Consider the following 8,029-nt stretch of genomic DNA (forward strand, 5'->3'; position numbering starts at 1 on the left):
GGCGGGCTGGCGCGACGCTTCGGCGCCGGGCTGCGCGAGGCGCTCGACATCGCCTGGGGCCTGCGCCCCGAAAGCCACGCCTGGCTCACGCTGCCCGACGTGTTCGAGCAGAAGCTCGAACTGCCCGCGCTGGCCGAGACCGGGCCCGAACTCATGTGGTCGGCCAACCGCCTGCTCTCGGCACTGCAGATCTGGCTGCGCGCCCGCCAGCGCGGCGCGCGTGCGCTCGAACTGCAATGGACGCTCGATCTGCGGCGCCTCAACGGCGTGACCCTGCCGCCGCACCAGCAGCTCACCGTGCGCACGGCCGAGCCCACGCAGGACATGGCGCACCTGCGCCGCCTGCTGTCCGAAAAACTCGCGCTCACCACGCTGGCCGCACCCGCGAGCTGGCTGAAGCTGCGCACGCTCGAAACCGATCCGCTGGCCGGCGCCAGCACCAGCTTCCTGCCGGAAGACAACCGCAAGGGCGACAAGCTGCACGAGATGGTCGAACGGCTCAGCGTGCGGCTCGGCGCCGACCAGGTGGTGGTGCCGCTCGCGCAGGCCGACCACCGACCCGAGCGCCAGCAGCGGTGGCGGCCCGCGCTGCAGAAAGAGAAAACGCCTGCTCCCGACAAGGCCCGCAAGGAAGCCGCCTCGCAGCCCGATGCGATCTACCCGCCCTGGCTGCTGCCCGAACCCTTGCGGCTCGAGATGGACGGCGAGCGCCCGTGCTACTGCGGGCCGCTGCGCAAGCTGGTCGGGCCGCAGCGCGTCGAGGCCGGCTGGTGGGGCGGCGAAGAAGACGGCGGCCAGCCCGCGATGCGCGACTACTACGTGGCCGAAAGCCCCGAGGCCGGCCTGGTGTGGATCTTTCGCGAGCGGCCCGCCACGCGCTTTTCGTCGGGCGAGGTGCGCTGGTATCTGCAAGGCTTCTATGCCTGACCTGAGCGGCAAGGAAGAGCGCAAGCGCCAGCCTGCCAAGGTGCATGTGCTGCCGCAACGGCAGAAGCCGGTGCCGGGGTTGCCCGACTACGCCGAGCTGCACTGCCTCACGAACTTCAGCTTCCAGCGCGGCGCATCGATGCCCGAGGACATGGTGGAGCGCGCCTATCACCTGGGCTACTCGGCGCTGGCGATCACCGATGAATGCTCGGTGGCGGGCATCGTGCGTGCCTATGTCGCATTGCGTGATCTGCCTGCGAAGCTCGACGAGTACGAGCGCGAGCACCCGGATGAACCACCGATCCCGCGCAACCCCGCCTTCCGCCTGCTGTTCGGCAGCGAATTCCACTTCGAGCGCTTCAAGCTCGTGGTGATCGCGAACGACACCGAAGGCTGGGGCAACCTCTGCGAGTTCATCACCGCTGCGCGCAACACCGAATTGCCCAAGGGCGAGTACCGCGTGAGCTGGGAGGGCAGCGACGTGGCTTCGCTGCAGGACTGCCAGGTGCTCTTCGTGCCGCACCGTCCGCCGGGTGGTATGCCGGATGCAGCCTCCTTGCAGGAAGACCTGGCAGCGGCCAAGGCGCTGTACGGCGACAGCCTCTGGCTGGCCGTGGAGCTGTTCAACGAGTTCGACGACGACCTGTGGTTCGTCACGCTGATGCAGGCGGGCGAGCAGACGGGCGTGCCGCTCGTGGCGGCTGGCGACGTGCACATGCACGTGCGTGCCTGCAAGCCGCTGCACGACGTGTTGACGGCCGTGCGCGAGGGTAAGACCGTCGCCGAGTGCGGCTTTGCGCTGCAGTCGAATGCGGAGCGGCACCTGCGTCAGCGGGTGCGGCTGGCAGAGCTTTATCTGCCCGACATGCTGGCGAACACGCTGGTGGTGGCCGGGCGGTGCAGGTTCGATCCGAAGGTGATTCGCGACAACTACAAGTACCCGCTCGAAACCGTGGGAAACAGCGAGACACCCTTGCAGACGCTGGTGCGCAAGACCTGGGAAGGGGCGGCAATGCGCTATCCGGGCGGCATTACCGACAAGGTGCGCGCGCAGGTAGAGAAAGAGCTCGTGCTGATCGCCGAGCTCAAGTACGAGATGTTCTTTCTCACGGTGGAGGACATCGTGCGTTTCGCGCGTTCGCAGGACATCCTCTGCCAGGGGCGCGGCTCTTCGGCCAACTCGGCGGTGTGCTACTGCCTCGGCATCACCGCCGTCAACCCCGACAAGGCCACCTTGCTGTTCGAGCGCTTTCTGAGCCGCCATCGCAATGAGCCGCCCGACATCGACGTCGACTTCGAGCATCAGAAACGCGAACTCGTCATCCAGTACATCTACGAGAAGTACGGCCGCGAGCGCGCCGCCATCGCCGCCGTCGTCATCTGCTACCGCTCGCGCAGCGCCTTGCGCGACGTCGGCAAGGCCATCGGCATCGACGAGCGATTGGTCGACGAGTTCGCCAAGGACCACTACTGGTTCGACGACACCGTGCTTGGCGAGCAGCTCGACAAGGCTGCCGCGCGCGTCGGGGTGAAGGAAGACCGGCTCAAGCTGGTGCAATGGATCGAGATGACGCAGCGGCTCAAGGGCTTTCCGCGCCACCTGAGCCAGCACGTCGGCGGCTTCGTGCTCACGCACACCAAGCTCACGCGGCTGGTGCCGATCGAGAAGGCGTCGATGAAAGACCGCTCCGTCATCCAGTGGGAAAAGGACGACCTCGAAGCCATGGGGATGCTCAAGGTCGACGTGCTCGCGCTCGGCATGCTGAGCGCCATCCGCCGCGGGCTCGACCACATGAACCGCTGGCGGGGCTCGATGGTGGAGATGCACCACGTCCCCCACGACGACCCGAAGGTGTTCGACATGATCTGCGACGCTGACACCATCGGCGTGTTCCAGATCGAGAGCCGCGCGCAGATGTCGATGCTGCCGCGCCTGAAGCCGCGCACCTATGAAGACCTGGTGATCGAGGTCGCGATCGTGCGGCCCGGGCCCATCCAGGGCGGCATGGTGCATCCGTATCTGAAGCAGCGCGAGCGGGTGGCCAAGGGCTTGGCGATCCACTACGAGAAGGAAGCGCTTCGCCCCGCACTGGAGCGCACGCTGGGCATCCCGATCTTCCAGGAGCAGGTGATGCAGATCGCAATGATCGCGGCCGGATTCAGCGCCGACGAAGCCGACCAGCTGCGCCGCGCCATGGCCGCGTGGAAGCGCAAGGGCGGCCTGGGCAAGTTCCACGACAAGCTGGTCAAGGGCATGACCGCCAACGACTACAAGGAAACTTTCGCCGAAGCCATCTTCAAGCAGATCCTCGGCTTCGGCGACTACGGCTTCCCCGAAAGCCACGCCGCGAGCTTCGCGCTGCTCGTCACCATCAGCAGCTGGCTCAAGAACTACGAACCCGCCTGCTTCCTCGCCGCACTGCTCGACTCGCAGCCGATGGGCTTCTACAGCCCCTCGCAACTGGTGCAGGACGCGCGCCGCCATGGCGTCGAGGTGCGGGCGGTCGACGTCACGTGCAGCGAGATCGACACCACGCTCGAAGCCCGCGCGCCCGATGCACCGCGCATGCCCGCGGGTACCGACACGCGCTATGCCGACCGCCTCGGTAACGACAACCAGCCCGCGGTTCGGCTGGGCCTGAACCGGGTCTTGGGCCTCAGCGACGCCGGCGCCGAGCGCCTGCTGAAAGCCCGCGCACAAGCGCCTTTCATCAGCACCGAAGACCTGGCCCTGCGCGCCGAACTCGAAGGCAAGGACATGGCCGCGCTCGCGGCGGCCGATGCGCTGATGTCGCTCTCGGGCCATCGGCGCCAGCAGGTGTGGGACGCCACCGCGCAGCATCGCTCGTCGGCCCTGCTCAAGGGCGTGCCGATCCACGAACAGGCGCTGCTCCTGCCGGCCGCGCCCGAGGGCGAAGAAATCGTCGGCGACTACGCGGCGTTGGGCCTCACGCTGCGCCGCCATCCGCTCGCGCTGCTGCGCCCGCGCCTGGCGCGCATGCGGCTCCTGAGCGCGGTGGAACTGCGCGCCGCGCGCAGCGGCCAGACCGTGCGCGCCTGCGGCATCGTCAAGGGTCGGCAGCGGCCCGGCACCGCCAACGGCACCATCTTCGTCACGCTGGAGGACGAGACCGGCAACGTCAACGTGATCGTCTGGAGCCACGTCATCGAGGCCTGGCGCGAGCCGCTGCTCAAGTCGCACCTGCTCGCGGTGCAGGGCACCTGGCAGCGCGACGACGACAGCGGCGGCAAGGTGCAGCACCTGATCGCCACGGGCTTCAAGGACCTCACGCCGCTGCTGGGCCGGCTGGCGCAGAGCAACACCAGCCGCGACTTCCACTGAGGCATTGCGAATGCAACCGATCGTTCCATGCCTCGCGCCGCCCCTCACTTTTCGCTAACCTGTTCCTCCCATGTCCGCACTCGCCGCAACCGCCGCAATCGCTCTTGCCGATGAGGTCGTCGCCACGCCGATCGGCCCGCCGCCGCCCGCGCCCGATGTGCCCATGCCGCCACCGCCGCCGCCCGTGCCGCCGCCCGAAGGCGATCCGCCGCCCACGGTGCCCCCGGTGACGGACCCCGGTTTTCCGCCGCCGGTGAGCGACCCGCCGCCCCTGCAGACGGCCGTGCCCTTCGGCAAGCCCCACGCGCGGCGCCTGCGCGAGATCTACCGCTCGGCTGGCTGGCCCTGCTGCGACACCATCGAGGTCGAGCTGCTCGCGGGCGGTTTTCTCGAACGCGTGCGCAGTGCACTGGGCCACGAGACGCTGCGCGTGACCGACGCGGGCATTGCGCGCATCGCCACCACGCTCACCGTCAACCGCGCGGCGCTGTCGCCGCACGAGGCGCTGGTGGAGCGCGTGGCGCGCGAGATGACGCGTGGCGGTCGCATCGCCTGGCGCGGCCTGGGGCTGCGCGCCCGGCTGCCGCCGCTCGAAGAGGGCGGCAAGCCGCGCTGGTGCATGGCGCGGCCCGACGTCTTCTCGATCCGCAACACCAGCGTCGAGGCCTATGCGCACCCGATCGTGCACGAGGTGAAGGTCAGCCGCGCCGACCTGCTGGGCGACCTGCGCAAGCCCGACAAGCGCGCGGCCTACCTCGACCTGGGCGGCGAGTGCTGGTACGTGCTGGGCAACGACGCCAAGGGCCGCTGCATCGCGTCGCCCGACGAGATCCCGGCCGAATGCGGCGTGATGGTGCTCGAGGGCGAGCGCCTCGTGGTGGCGCGCGCCGCGGTGCACCGCGCCTTCGAGCGCATTCCTTTTTCGGTGTGGCTGGCGCTGGCCAAGGCGCAGCCCGTGGCGGGCTTCGAGGACGACGCGCAGGACCTGCTGATCTGAGCGGCGCCCTTCATGTGTTTCAGGTGATGGCGTCGTAGTCGCGGTGCGCGACGGCGACCACGTTGCCCGGCTCGAACTGGCTCGCCATCTGACGCAGGCCTTCCTCGCGGTCTTCGCGGCTGGCCTGCGGGTCGAACATCTGGTCGCAGAACTCGAGCAGGTCGCGCACGATGCGTTCGTGGCGGTAGTAGGCGAGGGCGAGCGTGTCGACCACTTCGTTCGTGCCGTAGCCCTGGAAGAACAGTGCCGCTTCGCGCGGCTGGTTCCACACGCCGCCGACCCCGCCGCCGATGAACATCAGGTCGCGCTCCTTGGGCGCGAGGATCAGCGTGTCCCAATCGACGATGCACAGGCGGTCGTCGTCGCCCAGCAGCACGTTGCCCGCGTGCAGGTCGGCGTGGCACAGCACCTGCGGCAGCGACTTCTCGAGCAGGATCGAGGCAAGCTGTTCGCTGCGGTAGACGATCGAATCGATTTCTTCGTCGTGCACGTCCCAGAAGGCGAGGAAGCGCTTGACCAGATCGTCGCCGGCCACGCCGTTGATGAAGCGGCGCTGGTAGCGGCGCACGCCTTCGCGCCAGTGGTGCGAGTAGCTTTCGCGCGGCAGGCCTGCCCGCAGCGATTCGGGCAGTTCGGTGCGGTGGATGGTGCTCAGCGTGGTGCCGAGCAAGGTCCATTGCCGGTCGGTCGGCGCGCGCGTGAAGCCGTCAGCGCCGTCGAAGAAAGGGTAGAGCGCCCAGTCGAAGCCCTGATCCTGCACGTTGAGTCGCCGCGTGCGCGTGAGCAGCGGGGCCATCACGGCGTCGATGCCATAGGTGTGATGCAGCACGGCCGGCACGTCGACCACGGCGGGCGTGAAACCGCCGCGCCGCAGCTTGAGAAAGTACGCGCGGCCGTCCGATGCCTCGATGCGGAACGCGGCCGAATCGACGTCGGCGCCCAGCGGCAGGAATTCGGCGCGTGTCGCCTGCAGGCCCCAGTGGCTGGCGAGGCAGGCGCCGATGGCATCGTTCAACAAGGCGGGCGGCGTCAGCATGCGGGGTAGGCGTCCAGGAGTTCGTGGCGAAAGGGATGCGTGAAGTGCGAGCGGACCAGCCGGAACTCGCGCACCGTCCAGTGGATCGGTGGCAACTGCCCAGGGCACGCGGCGCGCTCGCTTTTCCGCGCAATTGTGACGTGAGGCGTCCAGCCGCGAGCGTAGGAAATGAAGCCGGCTTGCTGCAGCGCGCACGTCAGCGCGTCGTGGAATTCGCGCAGCCCGTCGTGTGCCGCGGGACGGACCACGGAGATGTCGTTGCGCCAGGTGCCGGAGCTGTCGAGTGTGAGTTCCAGCGGTGGCATCGGCACGCGGGCCAGCGTGTCGCGCAGGCGTTGCTCGGCCTCGCCCTGATGATCGGGCAGGTAATACAGCGTGAGGTGCAGCCCTTGAGCCGCAGACAGGGTGCAGCCGCGCGGCCACCACCAGTCTTCGCGGTGCGCCAGGATTTCGGCGCGCACGTTCGCCGTGGGAAAGAGGCCGATGAGGAGGCGGCGGCGGACGGCCACGGCATCACCTTCAGGCCTCGGGCGGCCACCAGTGCGCGGCCGTGGTCTGGAGCACGCGAGCGGCCTGGGCGCGGATGTCCAGGCTGTCGCCTGGGCCCTTGTCGCGCGTGACCTTGAAGGGCCAGGTCGAGATCCGGCCCGTACTGGCGGTGGTGCGCGAACGCGACTGCAACGGATGCTGTCGCGAGGAGAAAAAAAGCACCTGCGCCGAGGGCGCAGGCGGGTTGGCGGTGGTCATGGCGTCGCCTCGAATGTTGTTCTTGGAGACGAGCCATTCTAGAGAAAAGACTGTATTTATGTACAGTATATTTGCAGTCTATCGAAGATCGTTGCCGAGCAGGGCGTCGAGGTCGATGGCCGCCGCCATCGCCCGGTAGCCGGCGTCGCCGGGATGCAGGTGGTCGCCCGAATCCATGGCGGCTTTCAGCCGCGTCGGCCGGGCCGGGTCGCGCAGCAGGGCGTCGACATCGACCACCGCGTCGAAGGCGCCGCCTTCGCGGATCCAGCGGTTGATGGCCTGGCGCACCTTGTCTTTCTCGGGCGAGTGGTGGCCGGCCAGCGGCGTGCCTTCGAGCGCGCGTTCGTTGGGCGGAATCGTCGCGCCCACGATGCGCACGTTGTGGGCGTGGGCCATCTCGATCAGCTGGCGAAAGCCCTGGATCACGGCCTCGGCGCGCACCGCGGGTTCCTGCGGCGCGAAGGGGCCGCCGGGCCAGCCGATGTCGTTGGTGCCCAGCAGCACGACCATTGCGCGCACGCCGGGCTGCGCAAACACATCGCGGCCCGCGCGTTCGAGTGCCGCGCGGCCCATGCCGTCCTTCAGCAGCCGGCCGCCCGAGATGCCGGCGTTGAGCACGCCCACGCCGCGCGGCGCGAGCCGTTCGGCCAGCGCGTCGGGCCAGCGCGTGTGGGCGCTGGGCGTCGAGCCGTTGCCGTCCGTGATCGAGTCGCCCAGCGCGACGACGGTGACGGGCGCTTGCGGCGTCTCGACGATCAGGCCGCTCACGTAGACGCGGGTGCTCCACGATGTGGCGGCGGCCGGCAGTCGCGCCGCGGCGCTCAGGTCGCCATCGGCGATGTACAGCGTCTGCCGCGCGTCGAAGTGAAAGCCCGCGGGCTGGCTGGGTTCCGGCAGGTAGAGCGACACGGCCACCTCGCTCAGCGCGGGCAGCGGCAGGTCGACCGGGTCGCTCACGAGGCGCGCGCCGGGCGGCAGC

General features: G+C 69.0%; 7 protein-coding genes. 3 read left to right on the top strand and 4 right to left on the bottom strand.

The annotated features are described in order from the left end of the window. From VBO01S_RS29835 to VBO01S_RS29845, 3 genes are all read left to right on the top strand, one after another. A partial coding sequence (locus VBO01S_RS29835; protein ID WP_062482422.1) for a DNA polymerase Y subunit UmuC family protein occupies window positions 1-927 on the top strand: 927 nt, incomplete at its 5' end. Further along, entirely contained in the window at window positions 920-4,270 is a 3,351-nt protein-coding gene (locus VBO01S_RS29840) for an error-prone DNA polymerase (protein WP_062482425.1), read from the top strand. The genes VBO01S_RS29835 and VBO01S_RS29840, both read left to right, overlap by 8 nt. 70 nt (window positions 4,271-4,340) lie before the next feature. Next, a complete protein-coding gene (locus tag VBO01S_RS29845; protein ID WP_062482428.1) occupies window positions 4,341-5,267 on the top strand; it encodes a hypothetical protein in 927 nt (308 codons plus the stop codon). Between the two features lie 19 nt (window positions 5,268-5,286). Here VBO01S_RS29845 and VBO01S_RS29850 read toward each other — a convergent pair whose 3' ends face one another. The 4 genes from VBO01S_RS29850 to VBO01S_RS29865 form a co-directional block, all read right to left on the bottom strand. Next, window positions 5,287-6,303 carry a phosphotransferase enzyme family protein gene (locus VBO01S_RS29850; RefSeq protein ID WP_062482431.1) on the bottom strand — a complete coding sequence of 339 codons (1,017 nt, stop codon included), beginning with the start codon at window positions 6,301-6,303 and terminating at the stop codon, window positions 5,287-5,289. Then, entirely contained in the window at window positions 6,297-6,812 is a 516-nt protein-coding gene (locus VBO01S_RS29855; RefSeq protein WP_062482433.1) for a 2'-5' RNA ligase family protein, read from the bottom strand. The genes VBO01S_RS29850 and VBO01S_RS29855 overlap by 7 nt, the downstream gene beginning before the upstream one ends. A 10-nt stretch (window positions 6,813-6,822) precedes the next feature. After that, entirely contained in the window at window positions 6,823-7,050 is a 228-nt protein-coding gene (locus VBO01S_RS29860; RefSeq protein ID WP_062482435.1) for a hypothetical protein, read from the bottom strand. A 78-nt stretch (window positions 7,051-7,128) separates the two neighbouring features. Then, a partial coding sequence (locus VBO01S_RS29865; RefSeq protein WP_062482438.1) for an SGNH/GDSL hydrolase family protein occupies window positions 7,129-8,029 on the bottom strand: 901 nt, incomplete at its 5' end.

This window comes from Variovorax boronicumulans NBRC 103145, from assembly GCF_001591345.1.
Taxonomy (GTDB): Bacteria; Pseudomonadota; Gammaproteobacteria; order Burkholderiales; family Burkholderiaceae_C; genus Variovorax; species Variovorax boronicumulans.

What these genes read in the sequence shown, in the direction of transcription:
- VBO01S_RS29840 (WP_062482425.1), top strand. Translation starts at nt 920, where the DNA reads ATGCCTGACCTGAGCGGCAAGGAAGAGCGCAAGCGCCAGCCTGCCAAG.
- VBO01S_RS29845 (WP_062482428.1), top strand. Translation starts at nt 4,341, where the DNA reads ATGTCCGCACTCGCCGCAACCGCCGCAATCGCTCTTGCCGATGAGGTC.
- VBO01S_RS29850 (WP_062482431.1), bottom strand. Translation starts at nt 6,303, where the DNA reads ATGCTGACGCCGCCCGCCTTGTTGAACGATGCCATCGGCGCCTGCCTC.
- VBO01S_RS29860 (WP_062482435.1), bottom strand. Translation starts at nt 7,050, where the DNA reads ATGACCACCGCCAACCCGCCTGCGCCCTCGGCGCAGGTGCTTTTTTTC.